We start from the raw sequence: 26,687 nt of genomic DNA, 5'->3' as shown, positions 1-26,687 counted from the left end.
CATGCGTCGACGCGTGCTACCGGGGTTCGGCATCAGCCTGGGCTACGCGCTGGCCTATCTCGGGCTGATCGTCCTGCTGCCGTTGGCGGCCCTGGCGTGGAAAGCGTCGGGGATTGGTGTCGAAGGTTTGCTGCGCCTGCTGTCTTCGCCCCGCACGCTCGCCGCGCTGCGCCTGAGCGTGGTCGGTGCGGTGGTCGCAGCCCTTGTCAACGCCGTCGTCGGTCTTCTCGTGGGCTGGGTGCTGGTGCGTTATCGCTTTCCGGGACGCCGCCTGTTTGACGCCCTGGTAGACCTTCCATTCGCCTTGCCGACTGCCGTAGCTGGCATCGCGCTCACTACGCTGTACGCGCCCAATGGCTGGCTGGGACAGTGGCTCGAACCCTTGGGCATCAAGGTGGCCTATACGCCGCTGGGCGTGTTCGTGGCGATGGTGTTCGTGGGCTTTCCATTTGTCGTGCGTACCTTGCAACCGGTACTGGCATCGCTGGAGAGCGATGTTGAAGAAGCTGCCGAAAGTCTCGGCGCACAACGCTGGCAAACCTTCTTCCGTGTGATCCTGCCGATGCTTGCGCCGGCGTTGCTGACCGGCTTTGCGTTGGCGCTTGCGCGTGCCGTCGGCGAATACGGGTCGGTGATCTTCATCGCCGGCAATATCCCGATGCGCTCGGAAATCGCGCCCTTGCTGATTGTGCAGAAGCTCGAACAGTTCGACTACGCGGGCGCTGCGGCGTTGGGCGTAGCCATGCTGACGATATCGTTTGTCTTGCTGGTGCTGGTGTCTCTGCTGCAGCGCTGGAGTCATCGCTGGCAGGAGCGATCGCTATGAGCGCCGTGATGCGTTCCCGCCCGGTAGGGTGGCCGCGCCGCGTGGTGCACGTGGTGCTGATTGCCCTGGCGCTGGTCTTTCTCGTGCTGTTCCTGCTGCTGCCGCTGGCAACGGTATTCGTGGAGGCCTTTCGGCAGGGCGTGGCGCCGTATCTGGAGGCGATCAAGCAGCCCGAGGCGCTGTCTGCCATCAAGCTCACGCTGCTGGTGGCGGTGATCGCCGTGCCGTTGAACCTGGTGTTTGGCGTGGCAGCTGCCTGGGCCATGACGCGCTTCGAGTTTCCCGGCAAGGCCTTGCTTGGCGCCTTTATCGACCTGCCGTTTTCGGTGTCGCCGGTGGTGTCGGGCCTGGTCTATGTGCTGCTGTTCGGTGCGCAAGGCTGGTTCGGGCCGTGGCTGGACAGTCATGGCATCAAGATCATCTTCGCCGTGCCCGGGTTGGTACTGGCCACGATTTTTGTGACGCTGCCGTTTGTCGCCCGCGAACTGATTCCCTTGATGCAGGCCCAGGGTAGCGAGGAAGAAGAAGCCGCGCGCGTGCTGGGCGCCAGCAGCTGGCAGATGTTCTTTCGCGTCACCTTGCCCAATATCCGCTGGGCGCTRCTGTATGGCGTGCTGCTCTGCAATGCGCGCGCCATGGGCGAGTTCGGTGCCGTCTCGGTGGTTTCCGGTCATATCCGCGGGCTGACCACGACCATGCCGCTGGAAGTGGAAATGCGTTACAACGAATACGAATACGTCGGCGCCTTCGCCATCGCCTCGCTGCTGGCGATGCTCGCGCTGCTGACGCTGGCGCTGAAATCCCTGCTGGAATGGCGTTACGGCGACGAGATCGCCGCGCACGCACCCGGTGGCCATTGAGAGTGCGGCATGACGCTTGAATTGTCCCGACTCCATCGTCGTTTCGCCGGCTTCCAGGCGCTGGACGACGTAAGCCTGAGCATCGCCCCGGGCGAGTTCCTTGCGTTGCTGGGGCCGTCGGGTTCGGGCAAGACCACGCTGCTGCGCATTCTTGCCGGCCTGGACTATCCCGATAGCGGCAGCGTGCACAACGATGGCGAGAACTTCCTTGCCCAGCCGGCACGCGAGCGTCGCATCGGCATGGTGTTCCAGCACTACGCCTTGTTCCGGCATCTGACGGTGATCGAGAACATCGCCTTCGGCTTGCGCGTGCGGCCATGGCGGTTGCGCCCGTCACGCAGCGAGATTCGCGCACGCGTCGACCGTCTGTTGCGCCGCGTGCAACTGGAAGGATTGGGTACGCGTTATCCGGCGCAGCTTTCCGGTGGCCAGCGCCAACGCGTGGCGCTGGCGCGCGCTCTCGCCGTCGAGCCCGACATGCTGCTGCTGGATGAGCCCTTTGGCGCGCTCGACGCGCAGGTGCGCGTGACGCTGCGGCGCTGGCTGCGCGAGCTGCACGAGGAACTGGAGCTCACCACCGTATTCGTCACGCACGACCAGGAAGAAGCGCTCGAACTGGCAGACCGCGTGGCCGTGATGAACAACGGGCGCATCGAGCAGGTCGGCACGCCCGAAATCATCTATCAGCAGCCGGCCACGCCGTTCGTGTGCGAGTTCATCGGCAAGGTGAACCGCTTCAACGTGTGGAGCGGTAGCCAGGGCTTCGCGGCCGGCAGCTGGTCGCTGCAGGACGACCCGTGGCAAGGGCGCTTCACCGAGGCCGTGGCCTATGTGCGGCCCGAACAACTACGGCTGGCGGCGCCGGCCTCGCAACCGGCCTGGGAGGCGCGCCTGCGCCATATCTATCTCGCTGGCAGCGTGGCGCACCTGGATCTTTATGTGGCCTCACTCGACCTCTCGCTGGAAGCGGACGTGGCCAGTGAAGATCTGTCGCGACTGGGCCTGCAGGCCGGCATGGAGCTGAATGTCGCGCCGCGCGGTGCGGTGTTGTTTCCGCTCGATCGCGATGGACGGCCGCTGAGCGCGGAACGCTGGATCTGGCAGGCGCGCAGTCCCGTGCCTGCTTAAAGAACTGCGGACTCAGCGCGAACCGGTGGGGCGGTCCAACACGGCTGCCGGGGCGGCCGGCTTGAATGCCACCGCCGGTCCGGGCGTCACGTGCTTGCGCCACAGGGCGAGCTGCGCGGCAATGCCGTCGCCCGCGTTCATCTGCGGCTCGGACGGTGTCAGCTTGTCCTTCGCTTCCCACTGCGCGATTTCAGCGGATGCCTGGCGGAATGCTTCCATGAAGTCCGGCGTGCGATTGAGTCCATCGACCAGCCAGGCGCGGCCAAAATAGGTGATGTCCGAATCCGTGCCGCAACCGAACGAGCTGCGATCGGAGCGTGCCGCCGTGATCACCAGCGTGCCGGCTCCCTGCAGTGGTGGCACAAAGCCGCCCGAGTAGCAGGCATTGACCACCACGACCTTCCACTTGAAGGGACGCTTGCTGAGGATGTCCGACAGATCGCTCGCGCCGATCTGGTCCAGCGGCAGCGGATCCATGTCCACCAGCAGGTTGTGGTCTTCATCGCCGTGGGTGGTGAGGTAGAGCAGCAGGATGTCTTCATCCGGCTTCATCAGCGTGGCGAGGCCGTCGAGCGTGGCTTCCAGATTGCTCCAGCTGGCCAGCGGGTGTTTTTCCAGCGAACCGGGATTGTTCTCCAGCACCATCACGTGGGTGTCCGCGCCGAAGCGCTGGGGGAACATCTTGGCGGCATATTCCGCTTCGTTGCGGAACACATCCTCGCCACCATCGGCGCCGAACGCGACGACGTAGAGGTTGGGGCGACCGGCGGTGCGCGGGCCAAGTTCAGCCAGCGCCTTCTGCACCATCGTCCGCTGGCCGTACATCACCTGCTCGGGCGATGGCGCCTGCGCCGGCCAATTGTCGCCGGCGGAACTGTCGTCGTCGGTGGTCGCGCTGGTGGTCGCCGGTGTCGGCGCGCTCGCGCCAGCCGCAGGCAGCTGCCCTTGCTCGGCGACGGGCGCCAGGGGCAGGTGATGGGACAGGCCAACCATGAGCAAAACGCCGGCTGCAAATGCGAGCAGGGCGATCAGAGCGGTACGCATGGCGGGAGCCCGTGAGGTCAGAGAACGATGTCGTCGAACGTGCGATAGGCCGGATGGCGCGGCGCATCGGGAATCTCCAGCGGCTCGCGCAACAGCCAGCCGGTGCGCATTCCTGCGTCGCGGGCGGCGTCGAGTTCTTCCACGATGTCCGAAAGGAACAGGATATGCGCGGGTTGCTCGCCGAGCGCTTCGGCAATCAGCTCGTAGGAGCGGCGCTCGCGCTTGGGACCGGTCTCGGTATCAAAGTAACCGGAGAACATCGGCGAGAGGTCGCCCGCGTCGCTATAGCGGAAGAACAGCTTCTGCGCCGGCACCGAGCCTGACGAATAGACATACAGGTGCAGACCGTCCGCGCGCCAGGCATGCAGCTTGGCCGACACTTCCGGATAGACGTGGGCCTGGTAGTCGCCGGCCTCATAGCCTTCCTGCCAGATCATGCCCTGCAGCGCCTTGAGCGCGGTGGACTTGCGGTCCTGCTTGATCCAGCGCAGCAGCAGCTCGATCACCTCCTGGCGCGGCGCTTCGACAATGCCTTCTTCCTTGGCCGCCTCGTGCAGCCAGTGCTGCACCTCGGGCTTGTCGCCGTGCGTCTCGATGAAGGCAGGCAGCCGCTTATAGGCGTACGGAAAAAGTACGTCCTTGACGAAGCTGATCGAGCTGGTGGTGCCCTCGATATCGGTGACGATGGCGCGGATGACGGTCATACACAAAGCCGGGAAACAGGAGCGACAAGCTTACCCGGCGCCGGGTCCCCGGGCGAGCGCCGGTACGCCGGTTCATGATCCCGTTCACCCGGCGGCCGCGACGGCGGCCGGGAATCGTCTCAGGCAGCCGCCGTCGAGGCGTGCGGCGTCATGCGGGGAAACTGCAGGGCGATGTCTTCGCCGGTGAACTGCGCCACCCAGCCTTCCTTGTTGGTGAACAGGCGGATGGCCACGAAATAGGGCGATTCGCTCATGTCGAACCAGTGGCGGGTGCCGTCCGGCACGCCGATCAGGTCGCCCTGTTCGCACAGCACGTCGTACACCTTGCCATTCACATGCAGGGTGAACTGGCCGGCGCCGGCGACGAAGAAGCGCACCTCGTCCTCGCTGTGGGTGTGCTCGCTGAGGAATTTCTGGCGCAGCGTCGCGCGGTCCGGGTGGTCGGGCTTGAGGCTGATCACGTCGACCGCCTGATAACCCGCCTCGGCCATCAGCCGGTCGATGTCGCTGCGGTAGGCGGCGATCACCTCATCCTGGCTGGCGCCGGGAGCGATCGGCTGGTTCGCTTCCCATTGTTCGAAACGCACGCCGATCTTCGCCAGTTCGCGCGAGATGTCCGCGTGCTCGGTATGCACCGACAGCGGGGCTTGCGGTTGGGTGTCGTTGAAAATGCGCAGGCGGCTCATGCGGAGAGGCTCCTCAAGTCGAGTTCGCAGCCGAGCAGGAACTCCAGCGCCTCCAGATGGCGGCGCGTCTCGGCCATGTCGCGGCCCCAGGTGTAGATGCCGTGACCGTTGATGAGATAGGCGTGCAGCGAGCGGCCGCTGTCGAGCCAGGCTTCCACCTGCGCGACGAGCTCCGGCATGTGCTGCGTGTTCGGAAACACCGGGATAGCCAGCTCGGCATCGTGGGTGGTCTGTCCGGCAATGGCCTTCTGCAGCTCCCAGCCTTCCAGCTTCACCACGCCGTCGCGGGCGAACAGGCGCGAGGCCACGCTCTGCGTGCGCGAATGCGTATGCAGGACCACGTTGATCTCGGGAAAGCGGCGGTAGATCTGCGTGTGCAGGTCGGTTTCGGCGCTGGGGCGGGCGCTGGTGCCCACGGCCTGGCCGTTCATGTCGATCAGCATGATGTCGTCGCGGCCGAGCTTGCCCTTGTCGCGACCGGAGATGGTGATCGCGGCGTGATCGCCGTCGATGCGCATCGAGAAATTGCTGCTGGTGGCAGGCGTCCAGCCGGCAGCGGCAAGCTCGCGCGCCGCATCGGCAATGGCGTCGGAACGCTCGGCGAACAGCGCGGTGGAGATCGTGTCGGGGAGAACCTGGCTCATGATGTATGGACGTCCAAATGAGTTGGCACTATACCACGCCGGTTTCCGGCATATGCCGAAAATGCGATCCATTCTCACGACTTATCGCTGGCGCGAGTAGCATCGGCAGAAGGTTGGCCACGGGCGTGGCGAACATGAATGTTTCAAGACGGAGGTTGGACCTATGTCGCATGAGAAAGATATCGAATCGCGTCGCCGTTTTCTCAAGGCCGCAGCCGGGACGGCTGTCGCCGCGGCCATGATCGGCTCGCTGCCGCGCGTATCGCGCGCTGCCGATCTGCCGCACCTGGCTGACTCCGATCCGACGGCCAAGGCGCTCGGTTACGTCGAAGATGCCAGCAAATCGACCGATGCCAAGCGCAAGGCGGGCGATGTCTGCTCCAACTGCCAGTTCTATACCGGCGCGGCAACCGGCTACGGTCCGTGTCAGCTGTTCCCGGGCAAGGCGGTGAATGCGAAGGGCTGGTGCGTATCGCACGCACCCAAGAAAGCCTGATCGCAGCACACATCACGCAATCGAAGGCCGGCATGCGTGCCGGCTTTTCTTTGCGCGTGACATCAGCGTCACGCACGCGGCGACGCACATGGCATCGACGGTTTTACTACTCATGGGTAACAACTCGAACCGAAGAACTCGGTGAGAGAGAAGATGCTGCCCAGACGCGTCAGGCCGAGGAGCTGACCCGCCTGACGCGCCGGGCGGCAATCCGGGGCCCACTGCCAAGTGATCAACCCACGGAGCACAGATGATACTCCCGGCCAGGCATTTTTGGGCCCGTGGAGGCCAAAATTTTCTCGAAAAAGTCTCGTTAAATCCAATAAAAACAATAACTTGCTAGACTATTAGAGATTGGCGATCACGAATAGCCTTCCAGGGTCGATCATTCCTTCCTGGGGAGCAGGGTGTGGCTTTTTGGATTTTCGGCGACGTTGGCGGCAGATCGCCGCCAATATCGCCAGGCCCTTCAGGAAGGGCGGTGGAGGCGGCTGTGGCGGATGCCGTAGCCGAAGTAGATGGCCAGGCCAATGACCGTCCATATGATCATCAACAGCCAATTGAACCAGGCCATGGCGCCCAGCAGGGCCAGGCAGCTGATCACGCCAGCGGGGCAGATAAACCACACCCACGGCACGCGGAAGCCGCGATGCAGCTGGGGTGCCGTGTAGCGAAGAATCAACACGCCCGCGCACACCGCCACGAAGGCGATCAAGGTGCCCATCGAGGTAAGGTCGGCCAGCAGGTCGAGCGGAAACACGGCAGCGAGCACCGCGATGCCAATGCCGGTGATCACCGTGTTGATGTGCGGCGTGCGGTGCTTGGGATGAATGCGATTGAAGATCGGCGGCAACAGGCCGTCACGCGACATGATCATGAAGATGCGCGGCTGCGCGATGATCATCACCAGGATCACCGACGACAAGCCGATCATCGCGCCGATTTCCACCACCCAGCGCAGCCAGCCCAGTTCCGGATGGTTCTTGATCGCCGTCACCACCGGTTCGCTGGTGCCCAGCTCGGTGTAGGAGATCAGGCCGGTCAGCACCGCCGCCATCGCCAGATAGAGGATGGTGCAGATCACCAGCGACACCAGGGTGCCGAAGGGCAGATCACGCTGCGGGTTCTTGCATTCCTGCGCGGCCGTGGAAGTGGCCTCGAAGCCGATATAGGCGAAGAACACCATCGCCGCGCCGCGCATGATGCCGGACCAGCCGTACTTGCCCGGTGCTTCGTTGGCGGGAATGAACGGATGCCAGTTGGCCGGATCGATGTAGCGATAACCGGCCACCACCACCACGATGATCAGGCCCACCTTGAGCGCCACCATCAACACGTTGAGGCCCGCCGATTCGCGGATGCCGACGTAGCACAGCCAGGTGAGGGCGAGCACGATCGCCACCGCGGGCAGGTTCATCAGATGCCCGGTGGTGACCAGGTGTCCGTCGGTGAAGGCCAGCGGCGCTTCGGTCAGCGAGGTGGGCAGGTGGATGCCCACCTGATCGAGCATGCTGGTGAAGTAACCGGTCCAGCTGGCCGCAACGGCCGAGGCTGAGATGCCGTATTCCAGCACCATGTTCCAGCCGATAAACCAGGCCAGCAGCTCACCGAGCGTGGCATAGGCGTACGAATAGGAGCTGCCCGAGACCGGAATCAGCGTCGCGAACTCGGCGTAGCACAGCGCCGTAAAGCCGCTGCACAGCGCCGCCAGCATGAAGGAGATCAGCACGGCAGGGCCGGCGTGTTCGGCGGCGGCCTGTCCGGTCACCACGAAGATGCCGGTGCCGATCACGGCGCCAATGCCTAGCGCGGTGATGCCCCAGGGGCCGAGGGTGCGGCGCAGAGTGGGGCCGTGGGACGCGTCGTCGGCGTCGGAGAAATCGGTTTTGCGAGCGAATAACTGTTTGAGCATGCGTCGGCCTGGTGCCACGAGAGGCGCGGGATTCAAAACGAGAGGGCCGGCGCTAAGCCGGCCCTTCGTGTCAGATCAGGAGTTTTGCTTGCGTAGCTTGCTATGGGAATACCCATAGAGGAAATAGATGAGCATGCCGATGATGGTCCAGCCCAGCATCAGCGGCCAATTGGCGCGGAACGACTGCCAGAACAGATACAGGCAGATCACCGAACCGAGCACCGCCACCGTCCATACGCCGATCATGCCGCCCGGCACGCGGAACGAGCGCGGCAGTTCCGGACGCGTATAGCGCAGGATCAGCACGCCGATGCACACGGTGGTGAAGGCCAGCAGCGTGCCCATCGAGACCAGCTCACCCAGGATGCTCACCGGGAACAGGCCGGCGATCACCAGCGCAGCGACGCCGGCGATGATGGTGGCGACGTGCGGCGTGCGGTGCGAGGCGTGTACGCGCGACATGCCCTTGGGCAGCAGGCCATCCCGCGCCATGCTGAAGAAGATGCGCGAGGTGCCCAGCAACATCACCAGGATCACCGAGGACAGGCCCGCCAGCGCACCGAACGAGACGATGGCCTTCAGCCAGGTCAGCTGCGGATAGAGGCTCAACGCCGTGGCCACCGGTTCCGGCGTGCCCAGCATGTGATAAGGGGCAATGCCGGTGAGCGTGAGCGCCATCGCGATGTACAACACGGTGCAGATGGCGAGCGAACCGAGAATGCCGATCGGCATGTCGCGCTGCGGGTTCTTCGCTTCGCCGGCGGCGGTGGAAACCGCATCGAAGCCGACGTAGGAGAAGAACACCAGCACCGCGGCGCGGAAGATGCCGCTCGTACCGAAGCGGCCCGGGCCTTCTTCCGGCGGAATGAACGGATGCCAGTTGGCCGGATTGATATAGCGGAACGAGAAGATCAGGAACAGCGAGATCACCAGCACTTTGATCGTCACAATCAGCGAGTTGACGAAGGTGGACTGGGTGATACCCACGTAGCAGAGCCAGGTGAGTCCGGACACGATCAGCACGGCCGGCAGGTTGATCAGCGCACCGGTGGTCACGATCTGGTGCGTGTCGGTGAACTTCAGCGGCGCGCTTGCCAGATAGTCAGGCAGCGCCATCGGGATCCCGGTCCAGTGTCCGAGGATGGAGAGGCACTCGTTGAAATATCCCGACCAGCCTGCCGCCACCGTGGCGACGGCAAACAGATATTCGAGGACGAGATTCCAGCCGATGAACCAGGCGACGATCTCGCCGAGCGTGGCATAGGAGTAGGCGTAGGCGCTGCCCGATACCGGGATCATCGCGGCGAACTCGGCGTAGCACAGGCCCGCAAATGCGCAGGCGATGCCGGCGACGATGAAGCTGATGACCAGGGCAGGGCCCGCGTGTTCGGCGGCGGCCTGGCCGGTGATGACGAAGATACCCGCGCCGATCACTGCGCCGATGCCCAGCGTCACGAGATGACGCGCGGTGAGTACGCGCTTGAGGCTGGTTTCGCCTTGCAGGCCGTCGTGGGGCAGCTCGCCCGCGTCGACGTGTGGCGACGCCTCAATCGGGTGCGTCGCGAACAGGTTTTTAAGCATGTTTCTCCCCTACCGCCGGAATTCTCGTTTCTTAAAAGCGTGAAACCGTGACTTTCGCCATGGCCATTAACGTCGCTTCCCCTGCGACGACACGGAACCATAGCCCAGCGGGCCTTGGGGGTACAAGCTGCATTGCGGCTGGCGGGAAACGCGCTGCCGGCCCGTGCCAGTCTCGGCGGCGTCTGGAATAATGCGGCCCGCCGTGCCGCAGCTGCGCGGCCGGTTTTGACTGACACGGATTATCGATGGACACGTTGTTTGCACAGCTCCAGAACTATCGCCTGCAATGGCCGCAGGAGAGCGATGCCGGGCATTTCGAGGCATTTCTGGGCGAGGGCCAGCGTGTGTTCTTTCGGGAGGCGCTGGAAGGTCATTTCACCGGTTCAGCGTGGCTGGTGAGCGCCGATGGTGAGCGTGTGCTGCTCACCCACCACCGCAAGCTTGGCCGTTGGCTGCAGCTGGGCGGTCATGCCGACGGCGACACGAATCTGGCGCGCGTCGCGTTGCGCGAAGCCGAAGAGGAATCGGGTCTGGTGGACCTGAGTGTCGAGGCGGCGCCGTTTGACCTGGATCGTCACCGCATCCCTGCGCGCGGCGAAGAGCCCGAGCACTGGCACTACGACGTGCGTTACGTCGTTCGTGCGGGCGCCAACGAGAACTATGTGATCAACGAGGAATCGAATGCGCTGGCGTGGCGGTCCATTCGCGAGATCGCGGAAGATCCCTCGGCCGATGCATCGTTGGCGCGCATGGCGCGCAAGTGGTTGTTGCGCGCCTGAGCGGCGCTTGCCTCAGGCGGGCTGCCCGGAATATTTCGCCGGCGCCGGATTGAGGTGACCGCATTCGACGCAGGTACGTGCGTCGATCGAGCGATAGAAACGCTCAAATACCGGCGGAAAATCCCGCTCGATGCTGTCGAGGGTGAAATACTCCTCGTACAGCTTGTGGTTGCAGCGCTCGCAGTACCACATCAGGCCGTCTTTCTCGCCCGCCAGCCGGCGACGTTCGATCACCAGCCCGATGGACTCGGGCAGGCGTTGCGGCGAATGCGGCACGCATGGCGGCAGATAAAACATCTGACCGGCGCGGATGGGAATGTCGCGGGCCATGCCTTCATCCTGCACCTTCAACACCATCTCGCCCTCGAGCTGGTAGAAGAACTCCGGACCTTCGTCGTAGTGGTAATCGGTGCGGGAGTTCGGCCCGCCCACGATCATCACGATGAAGTCGCCGTCGACAATGCACTTGTTGCCGACCGGCGGCTTGAGCAGATGCCGATGCTCGTCGATCCAGCGCTGCAGGTCGATGGGAGGCGTGAGGGCCATGGGTGCTCCGGGGGCGGGAGATCATCAAGATAGCGCCGGCGGCATCCTTTGGGAAAGGGTGTCGCACGGTGTAGTTGCGCTGGGGCAAGCGAACGATCGAGGCCGTGGCGCCTCGGAACCCCTCAGGGCCACAGCCAGCCCGCTCTTTGTAGGAGCGCACTTGTGCGCGACCAGCCTACGGAGCGGTACATCTCCGCGCTGCGGTCGCGCACAAGTGCGCTCCTACAGGGGGTGCGCAGAACCTGGAATGCGGATCTTTGTGGGAGCGCACCCTGTGCGCGACAAACCTACGGAGCGATACACCCGGGCGTGGCTGTCGCGCACAGGGTGCGCTCCCACAGACACGCAGCGGACTAAAGCCGGTTGGGTCGACTCAGACTTCGAGCGTCGCCAGATCGCCCTTTTCCTCAAGCCACGCCTTGCGATCACTGGCGCGCTTCTTGGCCAGCAACATATCCATCAGCTTGGTCGTGCCGTCGTCACCGTCCACGGTGAGCTGCACCAGGCGGCGCGTGTCGGGATGGATGGTGGACTCGCGCAGCTGCGGCGGATTCATCTCGCCCAGGCCCTTGAAGCGGGTGGTGTTGACCTGGCCCTTCATCTTCTCGCGCTGAACGCGTTCGAGCATCGCGTTCTTCTCGTTCTCGTCCAGGCAGTAGAACACCTGCTTGCCCACGTCCACGCGGAACAGCGGCGGCATGGCGACGAAGACATGGCCCTCGCGCACCAGCGACGGGAAATGGCGCAGGAACAGCGCGCTCAGCAGGGTGGCGATATGCAGTCCGTCGGAGTCGGCATCGGCGAGGATGATCACCTTGCCGTAGCGCAGACCGGAGAGATCGTCCTTGCCCGGATCGCAACCGATCGCCACGGCGAGGTTGTGCACTTCCTCCGAAGCCAACACCGAGCCCGATTCCACTTCCCAGGTATTCAGGATCTTGCCGCGCAGCGGCAGGATCGCCTGGAATTCCTTGTCGCGCGCCTGCTTGGCGCTGCCGCCGGCCGAATCGCCCTCGACCAGGAACAGCTCGGTGCGGGTGAGGTCGGTGGCGGTGCAGTCGGCCAGCTTGCCCGGCAGGGCGGGGCCTTGGGTGATCTTCTTGCGCACCACCTGCTTGGCGGCTTTCAGGCGGGCGCTGGCGCGCTCGATGGCGAGCTGCGCGATGCGTTCGCCCAGATCCACATGCTGGTTGAGCCACAGGCTGAAAGCATCGTGGATGACGTTCTCGACCATGCCCGCGGCGTTGCGCGAAGACAGGCGCTCCTTGGTCTGCCCGGCAAACTGCGGGTCCTGCAGCTTGGTCGACAGCACAAAGGCGAGGCGTTCCCACACGTCTTCCGGCGCCAGTTTCACGCCGCGCGGCAGCAGGTTGCGGATGTCGCAGAATTCGCGGATCGCATTGGTGAGGCCCGAGCGCAGGCCGTTCACGTGCGTGCCGCCCTGCGCGGTGGGAATCAAGTTGACGTAGCTCTCCTGCACCAGCTCGCCTTCCGGCAGCCAGGCGAGGGCGACGTCGAGGCCGTCCGCTTCGCGCTGGATATGGTGCACGAACAGTTCGGCGGGAATCGCTTCCGCGCCGTCCAGCTCGTCGCGCAGGTAATCGCGCAGGCCGTCCTCGTAGTACCACTCGTTGACTTCGCCGGTCGCCTCGTCGGTGAGCTTCACGCTCAGGCCTGCGCACAGCACCGCCTTGGCGCGCAGCAGGTGGCGCAGCTTCGACAGCGAGATCTTCGGCGAGTCGAAGTATTTCGGGTCAGCCCAGAAGCGCACGGTGGTGCCGGTCTTCTTCTTGGGCACCGAACCGATGATGTCGAGATCGCTGGCGCGGTCACCGTTTTCGAACGCCATGCGGTATTCGTTGCCGTCGCGGCGGATGGTGACTTCCACGCGGTTGGACAGCGCATTGACCACCGATACGCCCACGCCGTGCAGGCCGCCGGAGAAGTTGTAGTTCTTGCCGGAGAACTTGCCGCCCGCATGCAGGCGCGTGAGGATCAGCTCCACGCCCGGCACACCTTCTTCCGGATGGATATCCACCGGCATGCCGCGGCCGTCGTCGCTCACTTCCACCGAACCGTCGGTATGGACGATCACGTCCAGCGTCTTGGCGTGGCCGGAAATGGCCTCGTCCACCGAGTTGTCGATGACTTCCTGCGCCAGATGGTTCGGGCGCGAGGTGTCGGTATACATGCCCGGGCGGCGCTTGACGGGGTCAAGGCCAGAGAGGACTTCAATGTCGGCGGCGTTGTAGCGACTGCTCATGGGGAAGGATCGGGTTGGCTAAGACGGGGAGAATGGGTTGCCGGGGGCGGGAAGGTCAAGCGTCCCTTTGTGGGAGCGCAGTGCCGCTCCAGCCACACCAGGTCCGCATCTTCCAGCAACGGCGCCAGCGCGGCGCGTACGGTGGCGTGGTAGTCGTCCAGCCAGGCCCGTTCCTCAGGATTGAGCAGCTCTGGCTCCAGTGCGCGGCGGTCGAACGGGCACAAAGTGAGCGTCTCGAACGCGTAGAACTCGCCGAACTCGGTCTTGTCCGCCTCGATCACCACCGCCAGGTTCTCGTGGCGGATGCCGTGGCGGCCCGGCTTGTACAGGCCGGGCTCGATCGAGGTGATCATGCCCGGGTCCAGCGGCACCAGGGTGGCGCCCGAGGCGGGCGGGCGAATGCCTTGCGGGCCTTCGTGCACATTAAGGAAGTAACCGACGCCATGGCCGGTGCCGTGGCCGTAGTCCATGCCGCTGGCCCAAAGCGGCGCGCGGGCCAGTGCATCGAGCTGCGGGCCGCTGGCGCCTTTGGGAAAGCGGGCGCGGCTGAGGGCGATCAGGCCCTTCATGACCAAAGTGGCGTCGCGGCGCTGCTCGGCGGTGGTGTCGCCCAGGGCGAGCACGCGGGTGACGTCGGTGGTGCCGCCCAGGTATTGGCCGCCGGAATCGACCAGCAACAGGCCCTGCGGCTTCAGCGTGCTGTGGGCTTCCGGCGTGGCGCGGTAATGGGGCAGGGCGCCATTAGCCTGATAGCCGGCGATGGTGGAGAAACTCTCGCCGACGAAATTGGGTTGTGCGGAACGTTCTTCGCGCAGCAGGGCATCGACGTCGAGCTCGGTCTGCTTCATGCCGGCGGTGACGCGTTCCTCCAGTCGGCGGAACGCGCGCACCAGGGCCGCGCCGTCACGGCGCATGGCGTCGCGGACGTGTTCCAGCTCGCCTTCACTTTTGCGCGCCTTGAACAGCGTCGACGGATTGGCCGCCTCGATCAGCGGCGCGGCAGCAGGAATCGCGGACGCCACGGCGACCACGACGCGGTTGCCGTCCAGCAGCAGTCGATCTTGCGCAGCCAGCTCGGCCAGCGCGTCGGTCACCGTGGCGTAGTCGGCGATGCGCACCTGGTCGGCGTGGAGCGCCTGCACCAGGGCGTCGCTGAGCTTGCCCCGATCCACGAACAAGGTGGCGTGTCCTTCGGCCTGCACCAATAGATGCGCGAGGAACACCGGGTTGCACTCCACATCACTGCCGCGCAGGTTGGTCAGCCAGGCGATGTCGTCGAGGCTGGACACCAGATGATGAGTGGCTCCCAGCTTGCGCATGGCGGTGCGCAAACGGCCGAATTTGTCGCTGCGTGGCTGGCCGGCGTAGCGGGCCGGATGTTCCACCACCGGCGCAGCGGGCAGAGCGGGACGGTCTGGCCAGATCAGCCCCGGCAGGTCCAGATCCGTGCGCAACTTTGCGCCGTTGCGTTCCAGGCGCCGCTCAAGCTGCCGCGCGGCGGACAACGAAAAGCTGTCGCCGGCAACGGCCAGTACCTGATCCTCGCCCAAGCGCTCGAGCAGCCACTCGATATGTTCCGGCGCATGCGCCACGCGCTGCTTCATCAGTTCGATGCCGCTGCCGGCCAATTCCGTGGCGGCCTGCGCGAAATAGCGGCTGTCGGTCCATAAGCCCGCGTGATCGGCCGTGACCACCAGCGTGCCGGCCGAGCCCGTAAACCCGGACAGCCATTGGCGAGCCTGCCAGTGCGCGGGCAGATATTCGGACAGGTGAGGGTCGGCGCTGGGCACGAGGCAGGCGGCGATGCCGTGTTGCTGCATGGCTTGCCGCAGGGCGGACAGTTTCATCGGCGTGGTGAGGTCCATCGGCGCATGTTAGCAGGGCCTCGGCGTCGTCGATTTTCTTGATTTTTTCGACCAAGGTCGACGATCGAATGCGGGTGCGCGCACTTGCTTTTTCAAGTCAAGTGGTCGCGACCACATGCGCAAAATGTTGCATGTGCGGCATTGTGTCTCTAGGAGGCGAAAACGCTCGGACAAATCGCTACCATGCCGCCCGTCCCCACGCTGTACCCCAGGTAGTCAGTGAACATGCATGCCCTTATTTCGCGCTTGCGCTACGCAGGCGTTGGCGCCGCTGTGTTGCTCAGCGGTTGCAACTTGGAAGTCCTCACGCCCAAGGGCGACGTGGGTTCCCAGGAGAAGTCCCTCATCCTGATCGCGCTGGGCCTGATGGCCATTGTGGCCATTCCGGTGATCGCGATGACGCTGTGGTTTCCCTGGCGTTACCGCAAGGCGAACAAGAAGGCCACCTACGCGCCGACCTGGTCGCACTCGAGCAAGATCGAAGTGGTGGTGTGGACCATCCCCGCGATCATCGTGGCGATTCTTGCCGTGATCACCTGGACGAGCTCGCATGCGCTCGATCCGTACAAGCCGCTGGAGTCCGAGGCCAAGCCGGTGACGGTGCAGGTTGTGTCGATGGACTGGAAGTGGCTGTTCGTTTATCCGGAATACGGCGTGGCTTCGGTCAACGAGCTGGCCTTCCCGGTCGATCGCCCGGTCAATTTCCAGATCACCTCCGATTCGGTGATGAATGCCTTCTTCATCCCGCAGCTGGGCAGCCAGGTCTACGCGATGGCGGGCATGGAAACCAAGCTGCACCTGATCGCCCGCGAGCCGGGTGCGTACGACGGCCTGTCGACCAACTTCAGCGGCGAAGGCTTCTCGGACATGCACTTCAAGGCCATCGCCACCTCGGAAGACGGCTTCAAGGACTGGATCGCCAAGGCCAAGGCCACGCAGGCCACGCTGGACGCCGACAGCTACAAGACGCTGGCCAAGCCCAGCGAGAAGACGCCGGTTGCCTACTACGGCAACGTCAGCAACGGCTTGTTCTCCAGCGTGCTCAACCAACACATGGACGGCATGCCGCATGACGCCGGCGCGCACGAAGCGATGTCGATGGACATGCATCACGACGCGCCGGAAGAAAGCATGCAGATGGACATGCACGAACACCAGGACGGGGGCGCCCCGCTGTCGAACAGCGTGTCCTCGAACATCACCCCGGCCAAGGCAGAGAAGTAAGCCATGTTTGGAAAGCTCACCCTTGACGCGATTCCCTATCACGAGCCGATCGTGATGGTGACGCTCGCCGCCGTCATCCTTGGCGGCCTGGCGATGCTCGCGGCTCTTACCAAGTTCCGTCTGTGGGGTTACCTGTGGAAGGAGTGGTTCACCTCGGTGGACCACAAGAAGATCGGCATCATGTACATCATCGTGGCGCTGGTCATGCTGCTGCGCGGTTTCGCCGATGCGCTGATGATGCGTTTGCAGCAGGCGACGGCTGCGGCCGATTCGGCGGGCTACCTGCCTCCGCACCACTTCGATCAGGTGTTCACCGCCCACGGCGTGATCATGATCTTCTTCGTGGCGATGCCGCTGATCACCGGCCTGATGAACATGGTGGTGCCGCTGCAGATCGGCGCGCGTGACGTGGCGTATCCGTTCCTCAACTCGCTCAGCTTTTGGCTGTTCCTGTCGGGCGTGTTCCTGGTGATGGTGTCGCTGTTCGTCGGCGACTTCGCTGCCACGGGTTGGCTGGCGTATCCGCCGTTGTCGGGGCTTGATTACAGTCCAACCGTCGGCGTCGATTACTACATCTGGGCGCTGCAGCTATCGGGCCTGGGCACGACGCTGAGCGGCATCAACTTCATCGTCACCATCATGAAGATGCGCACGCCCGGCATGACGCTGATGAAGATGCCGGTGTTCACCTGGACGGCGCTGGTCACCAACATCCTGATCGTGGCCGCGTTCCCGATCCTCACGGTGACGCTGGCGCTGCTCACGGCCGACCGCTACCTGGGCATGCACTTCTTCACCAACGATCTTGGCGGCAACGCCATGATGTACGTGAACCTGATCTGGATCTGGGGTCATCCCGAGGTCTACATCCTGGTGCTGCCGTGCTTTGGCGCGTACTCGGAAATCGTCGCCACGTTCTCCAAGAAGCCGCTGTTCGGTTACAAGTCGATGGTGTACGCCACCTCGGCCATCGGCGTGCTGTCGTTCCTGGTGTGGCTGCACCACTTCTTCACCATGGGCTCGGGTGCCAACGTCAATGCCTTCTTCGGCATCATGACGATGATCATCTCGGTGCCTACCGGCGCGAAGCTGTTCAACTGGTTGTTCACCATGTACCGCGGCCGCGTCGAAATGACCGTGCCGATGCTGTGGACGATCGGCTTCATGGTCACCTTCGTGGTGGGCGGCGTCACCGGCGTGCTGATGGCGGTGCCGGGTGCGGACTTCGTCCTGCACAACAGCGTGTTCCTGATCGCGCACTTCCATAACGTGATCATCGGCGGCGTGGTGTTCGGCTGCCTGGCCGCCATCAACTACTGGTTTCCCAAGGCGTTCGGCTTCCGCTTGAACGAGGCCTGGGGCAAGGCGTCGTTCTGGTGCTGGCTGGTGGGTTTCTACGTGGCCTTCGTGCCGCTGTACATCCTCGGCCTGAAGGGCATGACCCGTCGCATGAACCACTATGCGAACCCCGATTGGCAGCCTTACCTGATCGTCGCCGCCATCGGCGCGGCGATCATCGCGGCCGGCATCTTCTGCATCCTGGTGCAGTTCTACGTCAGCGTGCGCGACCGCAAGAAGCTCACCGATCCCAGCGGCGACCCGTGGGGTGGCCGCACCCTGGAATGGTCGATCAGCTCGCCCGCACCGTTCTACAACTTTGCAACGCTCCCCCAGGTCCGTGAACTGGACCAGTTCTGGGAAGACAAACAAAACGGAGTCGCCTACGTGCAACCTGCCAAGTACGAAGACATTCACATGCCCCGCAACACCGGCGTCGGTGTGGTCATGGGCGCGTTCGGTACGGTCCTGGGTTTTGCCCTGGTGTGGCACATCTGGTGGATGGCGGCGATCGGCCTGCTCGGCATGATTGCGTCCTTCATCGTGCGCGCCTACGACCGCGACGTCGATTACTGGGTGCCGGCGGCCGAAGTGGAGCGCATCGAGCGTTCGCGTCACGCCCAGCTCAAGCAGTTCCAGACCACGCAGGTGGCTCCGGTGGCCGCGCCGCAGCGTCAGAAGGTGGCGTAAGTCATGAGCAGTCCTGCAGTAAGCGCCACCCACGGCGCGCTCGACGGCATCTCCCACGGGGGAGATGCCCATCACCACGACGATGGATCCAAGACCCTGCTGGGGTTCTGGATCTATCTGATGAGCGACTGCCTGATCTTCTCGGGCCTGTTCGCGACCTTCGCCGTGCTGGGCAACGCCACCGCCGGCGGCCCCAGCGGCAAGGAGCTGTTCGAACTGCCGTACGTGCTCGGCGAGACCATGCTGCTGCTGATCTCGTCGGTCACCTTCGGCATGGCCATGCTCGCCATGCACGCCGGCAAGAAGAACCAGCTGCTGGCGTGGCTGGCGGTGACCTTCGTGTTCGGTGCCGGCTTCATCGGCATGGAAGTCCATGAGTTCGCCAAGCTGATCGCCGACGGCGCCGGCCCGAGCCGCAGTGCGTTCCTGTCCAGCTACTTCACCCTGGTCGGCACGCACGGTCTGCACGTGACCTGCGGCCTGATCTGGCTGGTGGTGATGATGGACCAGATGCGCCGCTACGGCCTGACCGACGCGACCCGTCGCCGTCTGTCCTGCCTGAGCCTGTTCTGGCACTTCCTGGACATCGTCTGGATCTGCGTCTTCACCTTTGTCTACCTGCGGGGGGCTATCTGATGTCCGCCAATCATTCCTCCCACGACGCGGCCCATCACGACGCCGCCCACGGCAGCACCAAGTCCTACCTGATCGGCTTCGTGCTCTCGGTGGTGCTGACCCTGGCCTCGTTCGGCGTGGTCATGAGCGGCAAGGTCCCGCACGACCTGATGATGCCGGGCATCATCGTGTTCGGCGTGGCCCAGCTGATCGTCCAGCTGGTCTACTTCCTGCACATGGGTACCTCGCCCTCGCAGCGCGGCAACCTCGCCATCATGCTGTTCACCCTGCTGATCCTGGCCATCGTGGTGGTCGGCTCGCTGTGGGTGCTGCACAACATGAATGTGAACATGATGCATCCGACGTCGCAGATGGTGCCGGTGGAGTAAGCCGGGGCTGCTGCGTGACGACAAAGGCGCCTTCGGGCGCCTTTGTTGTTTATGGGGCGACCTCAGACCTCCCAGCCGTCAATCCGGCGCGGGCCAGAATGACGATCAAAAACAGGGCCTCCAGACCCTCAACTTGAACGCCCCAGTCATTTAGCGACCGCAAACCCTCGCGGTAGAACCGTTCTTCCTCTAAAATGCCGATTTCCAGCACGGCTGCATCCCATGACCCCCCTGATTTTCGTCACCGGCGGTGTGGTGTCCTCTCTTGGCAAGGGCATCGCCGCGGCGTCGCTGGCTTCCATCCTGGAAGCGCGTGGCCTCTCGGTCACCATGATGAAGCTCGATCCCTATATCAATGTGGATCCCGGCACCATGAGCCCCTTCCAGCACGGCGAGGTCTACGTGACCGACGACGGCGCCGAGACCGACCTGGACCTGGGTCACTACGAGCGCTTCGTCAACACGCGCTTGACGGGCAAGAACTCGATCACGACCGGCAAGATCTACGAATCGGTGATCCGCAAGGAGCGCCGGGGCGACTATCTGGGCGCCACCGTGCAGGTGATTCCGCATATCACCGACGAGATCAAGCACTGCATCCATGAGGCCACCCGCGGCTACGACGTGGCAATGGTCGAGATCGGCGGCACCGTGGGCGATATCGAGTCGCTGCCGTTCCTGGAGGCCATCCGCCAGCTGCGCATCGAGCACGGCCCGGAAAAGGTGATGTTCATGCACCTGACCCTGGTGCCGTACATCAAGGCCGCCGGCGAGATCAAAACCAAGCCGACCCAGCATTCGGTGAAGGAACTGCGCTCCATCGGTATCCAGCCGGACGTGCTGCTGTGCCGTTGCGAGCAGCCGCTGCCCGATGGCGAGCGCCGCAAGATCGCGCTGTTCACCAACGTGCCCGAGAACGCCGTGATCAGCGCGGCCGACGTGGACATCATCTACAAGCAGCCCTTGTGGCTGCACAAGCAGGGCCTCGACGAGATCGTGGTCAAGCGCCTGGGCCTGCAGGTCGGCCCGGCGGATCTTTCCTCGTGGGTGCGTACCGTCGAAGCGGTGGAGCATCCCAAGGACGAGGTCACCGTGGCCATCGTCGGCAAGTACGTCGAGCACAAGGACGCATACAAGTCCCTGGGCGAGGCCTTGCGCCATGGCGGCATCAAGCAGCTGACCCGCGTCAATCTCAATTGGGTTGATTCGGAGCAGGTCGAGGCCGAGGGCGCCGCCAAGGCGCTGGGCAATGCCGACGCCATCCTGGTGCCGGGCGGTTTCGGCAAGCGCGGCTTCGAAGGCAAGGTGCTGGCGGCCAAGTACGCCCGCGAGAAGGGCGTGCCGTATTTCGGCATCTGCTACGGCATGCATGCAGCCGTGGTGGACTTCGCCCGCAACGTGGCGGGTCTGACCGAAGCCGATTCCAGCGAAAACGACCGCAACAGCCCCGATCCGGTGATCGGCCTGATCACCGAGTGGACTACCGCCACGGGTGAAGTCGAGCAGCGCAGCGAGCGTTCGGACCTGGGCGGCACCATGCGCCTGGGCGCGCAGGAGTGCCGCCTCAAGGCCGGCACGCTGGCGCGCGAGCTGTACGGCCAGGACGTGGTGCGCGAGCGCCATCGTCATCGTTATGAATTCAACAACCGCTACCGCCAGACCTTCGAAGACCTCGGCCTGGTGATCTCGGGCAAGTCGATGGACGATCTGCTGGTGGAAATCGTCGAGCTGCCGCAGCAGAAGCACCCGTGGTTCCTCGGCTGCCAGGCGCATCCGGAATTCACCTCGACCCCGCGCGACGGCCATCCGTTGTTTATCGGCTTCGTGCAGGCCGCCCGTGAGTTCAAGGCAGTGCGCGAAGGCGAGCGTCTTGCGAAGGAGTCGGTCGCATGAAGCTGTGTGGCTTCGAGGTCGGCCTGGACCAGCCGCTGTTCCTGATCGCCGGCCCCTGCGTGGTCGAGTCCGAGCAGTTGCAGATGGATACCGCAGGCTCGCTCAAGGAAATCACTGGCCGGCTCGGCATCAACTTCATTTTCAAGTCCAGCTTCGACAAGGCCAATCGCTCGTCGGGCAACAGCTTCCGCGGCCCCGGCCTGGAAGCAGGCCTTAAGATCCTCGGCGAAGTGAAGCGCCAGCTCGGCGTGCCCGTGCTCACCGACGTGCACGAATACACGCCGATGAACGAAGTGGCCGCCGTGGTCGACGTGCTGCAGACGCCGGCCTTTCTGTGCCGCCAGACCGACTTCATCCAGAACGTGGCGCGCGCCGGCAAGCCGGTGAACATCAAGAAGGGCCAGTTCCTCTCGCCGTGGGAGATGAAGAACGTGGCCGACAAGGCCAAGGCCGTCGGCAACAACGACATCATGGTGTGCGAGCGCGGTGCCAGCTTCGGCTACAACAACCTGGTGTCGGATATGCGCTCGCTCAGCGTGATGCGCGACACCGGCTGTCCGGTGGTGTTCGACGCCACCCACTCGGTGCAGTTGCCGGGCGGGCAGGGCACGAGCTCGGGCGGCCAGCGCGAATTCGTGCCGGTGCTGGCGCGTGCCGCGGTGGCGGTGGGCGTGGCCGGCCTGTTTGCCGAAACGCATCCCGATCCTTCCAAGGCGCTCAGCGACGGCCCCAATGCCTGGCCGCTGGACAAGATGGAAGCGCTGCTGGAAACCCTGCTCGAACTCGATCAGGTCACCAAGCGCCACCGGTTCCTCGAAGACACGCTGTAACGGCTCTGATCCGTCTCGGGGGAGGCGAATGAAGCGCGTCCCCCGCAGATCAGGCAGGATGTCTCCCCCTCGCTTCATTCACCTCATCAAGCAACGGATCCCATGAGCACCGACATCACCCGCATCCACGCACGTGAAATCCTCGATTCCCGCGGCAACCCCACGCTTGAAGCGGAAGTGACGCTGGCCGGCGGCGGCTTTGGCCGCGCTGCCGTGCCGAGCGGTGCATCGACGGGTTCGCGCGAAGCGGTGGAGCTGCGCGACGGTGACAAGGCCCGCTACCTGGGCAAGGGCGTCAAGAACGCGGTAGGCAACGTCAACGGCGCCATCGCCAGCGCGCTGAAGGGCTTTGACGCTGCCAATCAGGGCGGTCTCGACGCCAAGCTGATCAACCTCGACGGCACGCCGAACAAGGGCAAGCTGGGCGCCAACGCCATCCTCGGCGTGTCGATGGCTGCCGCGCATGCGGTCGCCGCGCAGAACCGCCAGCCGCTGTGGCAGTACCTGGCCAGCATCAACGGCACCACCGGCAAGCCGGGCTCGCTACCGGTGCCGATGATGAACATCATCAACGGCGGTGCGCATGCCGACAACAACGTCGACGTGCAGGAATTCATGGTGCTGCCGGTGGGCCTGCCGACGTTTGCCGAAGCGCTGCGCGCCGGCACCGAAATCTTCCATGCACTGAAGAGCGTACTGAAGGGCAAGGGCCTGAACACGGCGGTGGGTGACGAAGGCGGCTTCGCGCCGGACCTGCGTTCGAACATCGAAGCGCTCGACACCATTCTCGAAGCGATCGGCAAGACCGGCTACAAGGTGGGCAGCGAGATCCTGCTCGGCCTCGACGTGGCCAGCTCGGAATTCTTCAAGGACGGCAAGTACGACCTGGAAGGCGAAGGCAAGGTCTACACGCCGGAACAGTGGGTCGACGTGCTGGCCAGCTGGGCCAAGCAGTACCCCATCGTCACCATCGAAGATGGCATGGGCGAAGGCGACTGGGACGGCTGGAAGCACCTCACCGACAAGCTCGGCCAGAACATCCAGCTGGTCGGCGACGATCTGTTCGTCACCAACCCGACCATTTTCCAGGAAGGCATCGACAAGAAGATCGCCAATGCCATCCTGATCAAGGTCAACCAGATCGGCACGCTGTCCGAAACGCTGGAAGCCATCGCCATGGCCGATAAGGCCAAGTACGCAGCGATCGTCTCGCACCGCTCGGGCGAAACGGAAGACACCACGATTTCCGATATCGCTGTTGCTACGACCGCGACCCAGATCAAGACCGGTTCGCTGTGCCGCACCGATCGCGTGGCCAAGTACAACCAGCTGCTGCGCATCGAAGAGGCTCTGGGCTCGGCCGCGCGTTATGCCGGTCGTGACGCGTTCCCGAACCTGGCCAAGCTGCCGGGCTGATAGGAGCGCACTACGCCGATGCTGCGTTGGGTTGCCCTGATCCTGGTCCTGGTCCTGATCGCCCTGCAGGTGAAACTGTGGAGCGGCACGGGCGGCGTGCACGGCGTGGAAACGCTGCGTGCCGCCGTGAAAAAACAGGGCGAGGACAACGACAAGCTGACCCAGCGCAACCAGGCGCTGGGCGCGGACGTGAGCGACCTCAAGCACGGCGAGCAAGCCGTGGAAGCGCGTGCCCGTGCCGAGCTGGGCCTGATCAAGCCGGGCGAAACGTTCTACCAGGTGGTTGAAAAGCCGGGCGCCACGCAGGCGCCCGCGTCCGCAACCTCCACCAACGGCAACCCATGAACGCGCCGCTCTGGTGCGTGGTGCCGGCGGCGGGGCGCGGCACGCGCGTTGGTGGCAGCATCCCCAAACAATACCTGCCGCTGGCCGGCCGGCCGCTGATCCTGCACACGCTGGAGCGGCTGGCGTCGCATCCCCGCATCGCCGGTTTGATGGTGGTGCTTGGCGACAACGATGGTCATTGGCCGGGCGTCGATCTGCTTTACGGCAAGCCCGTGCGCACGACGCTGGGCGGTGCGGAGCGTTGCGACTCGGTACTGGCAGGCGTGCGCGCCTTGCCGCCCGAGGTAGGCGACGAAGGATTCGTGCTGGTGCATGACGCAGCGCGCCCCTGCGTGCGCGAAGGCGACATCACGCGTCTGCTCGATCTGGGTATGCCCGCCGGTGGTGGCCTGCTGGGGGCGCCACTGCGCGATACGCTCAAGCGGGCCAATGACGCGGGGCGCAGCGAAGTCACCGAACCGCGCGATCATCGCTGGCGCGCATTTACCCCGCAGATGTTCCGTCGCGGCGAGCTTTCGGCCGCGCTGAAGGCGGCTTACGCTGCCGGCGTGATGGTGAGCGACGAGGCCATGGCGATGGAGCGCGCCGGCTTCGCGCCATTGCTGGTCGAGGGCGCCGAAGACAATATCAAGGTCACCACGGCAACGGATTTCGCGCTTGCGGAGTTCCTGTTGTCGCGTATGAAATGAGCCCGCGAGGCTCCAAGGAGTACCCATGATGCGCATCGGACAGGGCTTCGACGTCCACACTTTCGGCGAAGGCGATCACGTGATGCTGGGCGGCGTGCGCGTGCCGCACACGCACGGCGTGGTGGCGCACTCCGATGGCGACGTGGTGATCCATGCGCTGTGCGACGCCATTTTCGGTGCGCTGGCGCTGGGTGATATCGGCCGGCATTTCCCGCCCAGCCAGGAACAGTGGCGCAATGCCGACAGCCGCGTCTTTCTCCGTCATGCAGCCAAGCTGATGCGCGAACAGGGCTACACGCTGGGCAACGCCGATGTCACCGTGATCTGCGAAGCGCCCAAGGTCGGTCCGCACTCGCTGGCGATGCGCGAGGCCGTGGCCGAGGAGCTGCGTTGCGAACTCCGCCGCATCAGCATCAAGGCCACCACCACCGAAAAGCTCGGCTTCACCGGCCGCGGCGAGGGCATTGCGGCGCAAGCCTGCGTGCTGCTGGTCCTGGCATGAGCGAGGTAGGAGGCCGCAGTTCGGCCTCGCGTCTACACGATCAGCTGGAGAACATCGCCGAACTGCTGCGGCGACTGCGCGGCCTTGGCCAATTGCCGGAGCCCGACAGCGACCAGGGTTTCCGCGAGGCGCAGATCGAGCTGCAGCGTCTGCTCGATGCACTGCATCCGGCCGATATCGCCTACGTGCTCGAAGCGCTTCCGTTGGTCGACCGCTTGGCCGTCTGGCAGCGCGTGAAGGCCGATCGCGATGGCGAGATCTTGCTCGAAGTCTCTGATGCGGTGCGCGAATCGCTGATCGCCGACATGGACGACCACGAGATCCTCGCGGCCGTCGAACCGCTGGACGCGGATGAACTGGCCGACCTGGTCGACGACCTGCCCAGCGAAGTGCTGCCCGAACTCATGGCCAGCCTCGATGCGCAGCAGCGCGAGCGCGTGCAGGCCGCGATGTCGTATCCGGACGATCAGGTCGGCGCGCTGATGGATTTCGAGATGGTCACCATCCGCGATGACATCAGCCTGGAAACCGTGTTGCGCTATCTGCGCCGCTTCGACGAACTGCCCGCGCAGACCGACAAGCTGTTCGTGATCAATCAGGACAATCTGCTCACCGGCGTGCTGCCGCTGAACTGGCTGCTGGTCACCTCGCCCGAGAAGCGCGTGAGCGAGGTGATGGCGCCGGACGTCAACACGTTCCATCCCACCGACGACGCGTATGAAGTCGCCCAGGCGTTCGAACGCTACGACCTGGTCAGCGCACCGGTGGTCGATGGCAATGGTCACCTGATCGGCCGCATCACCATCGATGCGATGGTCGACGTGCTGCGTGAAGAGAGCGAAAGCGAGGCCTTGAACCGCGGCGGTCTGCGCGAAGAGGAAGACGTGTTCGCCTCGGTGTGGAAATCGATCCGCAACCGTTGGGCGTGGCTAGCCATCAACCTGGTCACGGCATTCATCGCATCACGCGTGATCGGATTGTTCGAAGGCTCGATCCAGCACCTCGTGGCCTTGGCCACACTGATGCCCATCGTGGCCGGCATCGGCGGCAATTCGGGCAACCAGACCATCACCATGATCGTGCGCGCGTTGGCGCTCGATCAGATCACCGCCGCCAGTGCGCGGCGGCTGTGGCGCAAGGAAATCGCCGTGGCCCTGATCAACGGCCTGGTGTGGGGCAGCGTGATCGGTGCCGTGGCGTGGTGGCTTTACGGCAATTTCCCGCTAGGCCTGGTGATGACCACCGCGATGACGCTCAACCTCGTGCTGGCCGCGTTCTGCGGTGTCGGCATCCCGTTGCTGATGATGCGCATGGGGCGCGATCCCGCGCTGGGCTCCAGCGTGCTGATTACCGCCATGACCGATTCGGGCGGCTTCTTCATCTTTCTCGGTCTCGCCACGCTGTTCCTGATGTAATGCGCCC

26 protein-coding genes are annotated in these 26,687 nt (G+C 64.3%); 16 read left to right on the top strand and 10 right to left on the bottom strand.

All coding sequences use genetic code 11. From position 1 onward, the window contains the following. Position 1 precedes the first annotated feature (1 nt). The 3 genes from cysT to AC1DE1_RS03100 are packed head-to-tail and all read left to right on the top strand — an operon-like array spanning position 2 to position 2,814. The gene (cysT, locus tag AC1DE1_RS03110; RefSeq protein WP_441603387.1) at positions 2-826 is read left to right on the top strand and encodes a sulfate ABC transporter permease subunit CysT; all 825 of its coding nucleotides are present in this window, start codon (positions 2-4) and stop codon (positions 824-826) included. Further along, positions 823-1,686 (top strand): sulfate ABC transporter permease subunit CysW, encoded by an 864-nt coding sequence (gene cysW, locus AC1DE1_RS03105; RefSeq protein WP_441603386.1) that lies wholly within the window; start codon positions 823-825, stop codon positions 1,684-1,686. Before cysT ends, cysW begins: the two co-directional genes overlap by 4 nt. Positions 1,687-1,695: 9 nt before the next feature. After that, a complete protein-coding gene (locus tag AC1DE1_RS03100; RefSeq protein WP_477175782.1) occupies positions 1,696-2,814 on the top strand; it encodes a sulfate/molybdate ABC transporter ATP-binding protein in 1,119 nt (372 codons plus the stop codon). A 12-nt stretch (positions 2,815-2,826) separates the two neighbouring features. Here AC1DE1_RS03100 and AC1DE1_RS03095 read toward each other — a convergent pair whose 3' ends face one another. The 4 genes from AC1DE1_RS03095 to AC1DE1_RS03080 form a co-directional block, all read right to left on the bottom strand. Next, positions 2,827-3,858, bottom strand: coding sequence for a C13 family peptidase (locus AC1DE1_RS03095; RefSeq protein WP_477175781.1), 1,032 nt, complete (start codon positions 3,856-3,858; stop codon positions 2,827-2,829). Positions 3,859-3,875: 17 nt separating this feature from the next. Then, positions 3,876-4,562 carry an acireductone synthase gene (gene mtnC, locus AC1DE1_RS03090; RefSeq protein WP_441603383.1) on the bottom strand — a complete coding sequence of 229 codons (687 nt, stop codon included), beginning with the start codon at positions 4,560-4,562 and terminating at the stop codon, positions 3,876-3,878. A gap of 119 nt (positions 4,563-4,681) precedes the next feature. Further along, the gene (locus AC1DE1_RS03085) at positions 4,682-5,248 is read right to left on the bottom strand and encodes a 1,2-dihydroxy-3-keto-5-methylthiopentene dioxygenase (protein ID WP_477175780.1); all 567 of its coding nucleotides are present in this window, start codon (positions 5,246-5,248) and stop codon (positions 4,682-4,684) included. Next, the gene (locus AC1DE1_RS03080) at positions 5,245-5,892 is read right to left on the bottom strand and encodes a methylthioribulose 1-phosphate dehydratase (RefSeq protein WP_441611055.1); all 648 of its coding nucleotides are present in this window, start codon (positions 5,890-5,892) and stop codon (positions 5,245-5,247) included. The genes AC1DE1_RS03085 and AC1DE1_RS03080 overlap by 4 nt, the downstream gene beginning before the upstream one ends. Positions 5,893-6,055: 163 nt before the next feature. On the opposite strand from AC1DE1_RS03080, the gene AC1DE1_RS03075 reads away from it, so the two are divergent. Then, positions 6,056-6,388: a high-potential iron-sulfur protein gene (locus AC1DE1_RS03075; RefSeq protein WP_441603380.1), complete on the top strand. Its 333-nt coding sequence runs from the start codon at positions 6,056-6,058 to the stop codon at positions 6,386-6,388. Positions 6,389-6,857: 469 nt separating this feature from the next. Here AC1DE1_RS03075 and AC1DE1_RS03070 read toward each other — a convergent pair whose 3' ends face one another. Together AC1DE1_RS03070 and AC1DE1_RS03065 are read right to left on the bottom strand one after the other, a co-directional pair. Continuing rightward, complete coding sequence (locus AC1DE1_RS03070) at positions 6,858-8,300, bottom strand: amino acid permease (RefSeq protein ID WP_121879474.1); 1,443 nt, start codon at positions 8,298-8,300, stop codon at positions 6,858-6,860. 75 nt (positions 8,301-8,375) lie between these two features. After that, complete coding sequence (locus tag AC1DE1_RS03065) at positions 8,376-9,881, bottom strand: amino acid permease (protein WP_441603379.1); 1,506 nt, start codon at positions 9,879-9,881, stop codon at positions 8,376-8,378. Positions 9,882-10,126: 245 nt separating this feature from the next. Here AC1DE1_RS03065 and AC1DE1_RS03060 point away from each other — a divergent pair, with 245 nt between their 5' ends. Then, positions 10,127-10,660 carry an NUDIX hydrolase gene (locus tag AC1DE1_RS03060; protein ID WP_477178894.1) on the top strand — a complete coding sequence of 178 codons (534 nt, stop codon included), beginning with the start codon at positions 10,127-10,129 and terminating at the stop codon, positions 10,658-10,660. 12 nt (positions 10,661-10,672) lie between these two features. Here the strand turns inward: AC1DE1_RS03060 and AC1DE1_RS03055 are convergent, their stop codons facing one another. The 3 genes from AC1DE1_RS03055 to AC1DE1_RS03045 all read right to left on the bottom strand — a co-directional run bounded on the left by AC1DE1_RS03055 (position 10,673) and on the right by AC1DE1_RS03045 (position 15,334). After that, complete coding sequence (locus tag AC1DE1_RS03055; protein WP_477175778.1) at positions 10,673-11,206, bottom strand: 3-hydroxyanthranilate 3,4-dioxygenase; 534 nt, start codon at positions 11,204-11,206, stop codon at positions 10,673-10,675. A 373-nt stretch (positions 11,207-11,579) separates the two neighbouring features. After that, on the bottom strand, positions 11,580-13,469 hold the full coding sequence (gene parE, locus AC1DE1_RS03050) for a DNA topoisomerase IV subunit B (protein WP_204635612.1): 1,890 nt from the start codon (positions 13,467-13,469) through the stop codon (positions 11,580-11,582). Further along, positions 13,466-15,334: an aminopeptidase P family protein gene (locus AC1DE1_RS03045; RefSeq protein ID WP_477178893.1), complete on the bottom strand. Its 1,869-nt coding sequence runs from the start codon at positions 15,332-15,334 to the stop codon at positions 13,466-13,468. Before AC1DE1_RS03045 ends, parE begins: the two co-directional genes overlap by 4 nt. A gap of 225 nt (positions 15,335-15,559) precedes the next feature. Here AC1DE1_RS03045 and cyoA point away from each other — a divergent pair, with 225 nt between their 5' ends. From cyoA to cyoD, 4 genes are read left to right on the top strand one after another with little or no spacing between them, the layout of a single operon-like run. Further along, a complete protein-coding gene (gene cyoA, locus AC1DE1_RS03040) occupies positions 15,560-16,558 on the top strand; it encodes a ubiquinol oxidase subunit II (RefSeq protein WP_477175775.1) in 999 nt (332 codons plus the stop codon). A gap of 3 nt (positions 16,559-16,561) precedes the next feature. Then, entirely contained in the window at positions 16,562-18,586 is a 2,025-nt protein-coding gene (gene cyoB, locus AC1DE1_RS03035) for a cytochrome o ubiquinol oxidase subunit I (protein ID WP_441603375.1), read from the top strand. 3 nt (positions 18,587-18,589) lie between these two features. After that, positions 18,590-19,222, top strand: a complete 633-nt coding sequence (gene cyoC / locus AC1DE1_RS03030; RefSeq protein ID WP_477175774.1) for a cytochrome o ubiquinol oxidase subunit III — start codon at positions 18,590-18,592, stop codon at positions 19,220-19,222. After that, positions 19,222-19,590 carry a cytochrome o ubiquinol oxidase subunit IV gene (gene cyoD, locus AC1DE1_RS03025; protein ID WP_477175773.1) on the top strand — a complete coding sequence of 123 codons (369 nt, stop codon included), beginning with the start codon at positions 19,222-19,224 and terminating at the stop codon, positions 19,588-19,590. The genes cyoC and cyoD overlap by 1 nt, the downstream gene beginning before the upstream one ends. Positions 19,591-19,639: 49 nt before the next feature. On the opposite strand, the gene AC1DE1_RS03020 is transcribed toward cyoD, so the two are convergent. Continuing rightward, a complete protein-coding gene (locus AC1DE1_RS03020) occupies positions 19,640-19,801 on the bottom strand; it encodes a hypothetical protein (protein WP_477175772.1) in 162 nt (53 codons plus the stop codon). A gap of 11 nt (positions 19,802-19,812) precedes the next feature. Here AC1DE1_RS03020 and AC1DE1_RS03015 point away from each other — a divergent pair, with 11 nt between their 5' ends. The 7 genes from AC1DE1_RS03015 (at position 19,813) to mgtE (ending at position 26,680) form a co-directional block, all read left to right on the top strand. Next, positions 19,813-21,483, top strand: coding sequence for a CTP synthase (locus AC1DE1_RS03015; RefSeq protein ID WP_477175771.1), 1,671 nt, complete (start codon positions 19,813-19,815; stop codon positions 21,481-21,483). Next, positions 21,480-22,313 (top strand): 3-deoxy-8-phosphooctulonate synthase, encoded by an 834-nt coding sequence (kdsA, locus tag AC1DE1_RS03010; protein WP_477175770.1) that lies wholly within the window; start codon positions 21,480-21,482, stop codon positions 22,311-22,313. Before AC1DE1_RS03015 ends, kdsA begins: the two co-directional genes overlap by 4 nt. A gap of 102 nt (positions 22,314-22,415) precedes the next feature. Further along, the gene (gene eno, locus AC1DE1_RS03005; RefSeq protein WP_477175769.1) at positions 22,416-23,729 is read left to right on the top strand and encodes a phosphopyruvate hydratase; all 1,314 of its coding nucleotides are present in this window, start codon (positions 22,416-22,418) and stop codon (positions 23,727-23,729) included. An 18-nt stretch (positions 23,730-23,747) separates the two neighbouring features. After that, positions 23,748-24,074 (top strand): cell division protein FtsB, encoded by a 327-nt coding sequence (gene ftsB / locus AC1DE1_RS03000; RefSeq protein ID WP_204635621.1) that lies wholly within the window; start codon positions 23,748-23,750, stop codon positions 24,072-24,074. Beyond that, positions 24,071-24,763, top strand: coding sequence for a 2-C-methyl-D-erythritol 4-phosphate cytidylyltransferase (ispD, locus tag AC1DE1_RS02995; protein WP_477175768.1), 693 nt, complete (start codon positions 24,071-24,073; stop codon positions 24,761-24,763). Before ftsB ends, ispD begins: the two co-directional genes overlap by 4 nt. 28 nt (positions 24,764-24,791) lie before the next feature. Further along, positions 24,792-25,265: a 2-C-methyl-D-erythritol 2,4-cyclodiphosphate synthase gene (ispF, locus tag AC1DE1_RS02990; protein WP_477175914.1), complete on the top strand. Its 474-nt coding sequence runs from the start codon at positions 24,792-24,794 to the stop codon at positions 25,263-25,265. Beyond that, complete coding sequence (gene mgtE, locus AC1DE1_RS02985; protein ID WP_477175767.1) at positions 25,262-26,680, top strand: magnesium transporter; 1,419 nt, start codon at positions 25,262-25,264, stop codon at positions 26,678-26,680. Before ispF ends, mgtE begins: the two co-directional genes overlap by 4 nt. Positions 26,681-26,687: the final 7 nt, after the last annotated feature.

It is taken from the genome of Dyella sp. 05T440 (genome assembly GCF_056395965.1).
The sequence above is the reverse complement of the archived record's forward strand: the minus strand, read 5'-3'. Positions and strand labels throughout refer to the sequence as shown.